The organism is Bordetella petrii, assembly GCF_020991325.1.
GTDB lineage: Bacteria > Pseudomonadota > Gammaproteobacteria > Burkholderiales > Burkholderiaceae_B > Bordetella_A > Bordetella_A petrii_E.
In genome coordinates this window covers 1-2,747 of record NZ_JAJMLX010000413.1, presented here as the reverse complement: position 1 = coordinate 2,747, position 2,747 = coordinate 1, and the positions used below count along the sequence as shown (strand labels likewise).

Genomic DNA, 2,747 nt, shown 5'->3' with positions numbered 1-2,747 from the left:
AGTGCAAAGCCCTTGTCGGTCAAGGCCTGCTCGGTGCTGGTCAGCTGGCTGACATTGACCGCGTCGGTGGCGTTGACGCCCGCGGCCACGTTGGTGATGGTCTTGCCGCCGGCGTCGATGCCACCGCTGGTCATGCTGGGACCATTGGCGATGACCAGCCCGCTGTTGTTCAGCGCCACGTTCGGGCCCACTGCCACGCCGGCGTTGTTCACCAGTGTGTCGCCGGTCTTGACGCTGCCGGTCGCGCCCAGATCCAGGTTCTTCTTGAGCGCGTAGTCGATGACTGTCGTGCCATTGGACGAAGTGCGCGTCACCGTCAGGTTGTTCTCGCTGTCGGCCAAGCCGATATCCACCGTATTGCCTTGCCCGGTGCTGACGTGCGTGGCCGTATCGCCGTCGGTGCGGACGTTCCAGCCCGTGGCCTTGAGCTGCGCGACGTTGACAGCATCGGTGTCCGCGGCACCCGCGGCCACGCCGGTAATCTGCCGCCGCACGCCATTGCCGCCCACCGCCACCGCTCCGGTGGTACTGCGGGTGGCGGCGATCGCATTGTTCGCCGCCCCGCCATTGCCATTGGGTATGTAGCCGGCCACATTGGCGCCGGTGGTCGATGCGCTGCCGGTGCCCAGGGCCACACCGCCCGCCACGTTCACGCTGGCGCCATTACCCATGACGAAGGCATCGGGCACGCCCACGGTGTTGCCGTTGCCGATGACGCGGCTGCCGGTGGCGCCGGCGCCTAGCGAGTTGTCGTTGCCGAATACGCCCCCGTTATTGGCAGCGACCTGGTTGCCATTGCCTACCGCCTGTGTGTTGTTGCCATTGACCGTATTGCCGTTGCCGGTCGCGCTGGAACCCGCGCCGTTGACGGTGTTGACGGCGCCCAGGGCCAAGCCTTTTTCCGCCGTCACCGTGTTGCCTGCGCCCAGCGCGCTGCCCTGCAGGCCGCTGACCGCCGACCCGTCGCCCACGGCCAGTGCTTGTTCCGCGGTGGCATGGGCCGAGCGGCCCAGTGCGCTGGAATTCTTCGCTTCGGCCAAGGCCCCCGTGCCGATCGCCACGGCGTCGACGTTGTCGGCCACTTCGTCAGGCCGCGGATTGGCCTTGCCGGCCTGGGCGCCTTGGCCCATCGCGATGCCGCGGGCGGCATAGCTGTGCGCATCGGTACCCGAAGCCATCGCGCTGTCGCCGGAAGCGATCGCGCGCGTGCCGCTGGCCGTGGCGTTGACGCCCGAGGCCAGCGCATTGCTGCCTATCGCCGTGGCATCGCGTGCCGAGGCTTCCGCGTGGTAGCCCTGGGCGATGCCGCGCACACCGGAGACCAGCGCATTCTCGCCCACCGCGACGCCGTTGTCGGCGGTCGATTCCGCCCGGGTGCCGATCACCACTGAGTTGTGTACGGTCTGGTTCGGATCCTTGGGATCGGCCTGCGCCTGGGTACCGATGACAATGGAGTTGTCGCCCTGGCTGCGCGCCGTGTCGCCAATGGCCACGCTGCTCTTCCCGTAGGCAAACGAATGGTTGCCCACGACGGTGGAGTTGGCCCCCAGCGCATTGGTATTGTTGCCCAGGGCCAGCGCTTCGCCGGATTGCGCGAACGCCTGGTAGCCGACAGCCATCGAGGAGTCGCCGGTCGCGCTCGCTTCTGGCCCGACGGCCAGGGCATTGCTGCCCGTGGCATTCGAATTGGCCCTGTTGCCCGGCAAGGAGGAGTTCACGCTGTAGTAGCGCGCCGCATTGGCGTCGACCGTCTCGTTAAGCTGCTGCAGGTTGACCGCTTCGCCCGCCTGCGTCGCCGCCGACACATTGAGCGTGCCATCGGGGTTGTACTTGGCCGCTTCCGGCGGCAGGACACTGATTCCGCCGCTGGTGACGGCGCCCAGCGCATCCACCACGGTGTTGTACTGGTGCGTATCGCCATTGGTGTCGACCAGGCTGATAGTGCCAAACTTGCCGTTGGCATCGACGGCCACGCCGCCCCCCACCAGATTGGCCACCGACTGTTGTGCGCTCTTCAGCTGGCCCACGTTGACCGCATCATGCGTGGCCGAACCATCGGCAACATTCACGATGCGCCGCTGGTTGCCCGTCGAGGTGTTGCCGACCGAGACCACGCTGCCGCCGGCAAAGGAGCTGCCGGTCAGATAGCCGGCACCGTTCGCATCGCTGGCCAGCGCGGCGGCATTCGATCCCAGCGCCACGCCAGCTCCGTCCGAAACGGCGTTCTTGCCAATAGCGACGCCTTGGCCGCTGGTCACACGCGCCTGCGTGCCCAGCGCCACCGAACCGTCACTGCTCGCCTCGGACAGATAGCCCATGGCGACGGCATCGCGGCCCGCGTAAGTATTGGCACCCACGGCCGTGGCGTGATCGGCGAGGCCAGCATTGCGGTTGGCCTGGTAGCCGATCGCCACGTTCATATCGCCGTCGACGCCGCTGCCGGCTTGCGAACCGATGGCGATATTCTGGTCGCCCGTCACTTGCGACCCCGCCTCGAACCCCATGGCAATGGTTTGATTGCCCACCACGCCCTGGCCCGCACGGGTCCCGACGGCGATGTGCGACGTGCGGTCATTGCCGGCTGTACCTAGTGTGTTCACCCCCGCGCCGGTGCCCAGGGCGATGTCGTTCGCCGCATTGGCCTGGGCGCCATTGCCCAACGCCAGCGCATTGCTGCCCTGCGCGCCGGCGGCGCCCAGGGCGACAGAGGCCGTACCGCTGGCCGACGCGCCAGCCCCCAGAGCCGT

The 2,747-nt window shown here is 67.7% G+C and carries 1 protein-coding gene; it reads right to left on the bottom strand.

Annotated elements, in window-relative coordinates; genetic code table 11:
• Positions 1-2,747 (bottom strand): hypothetical protein (locus LPZ50_RS23860; RefSeq protein WP_230665331.1); only part of this gene is annotated, 2,747 nt, incomplete at both ends.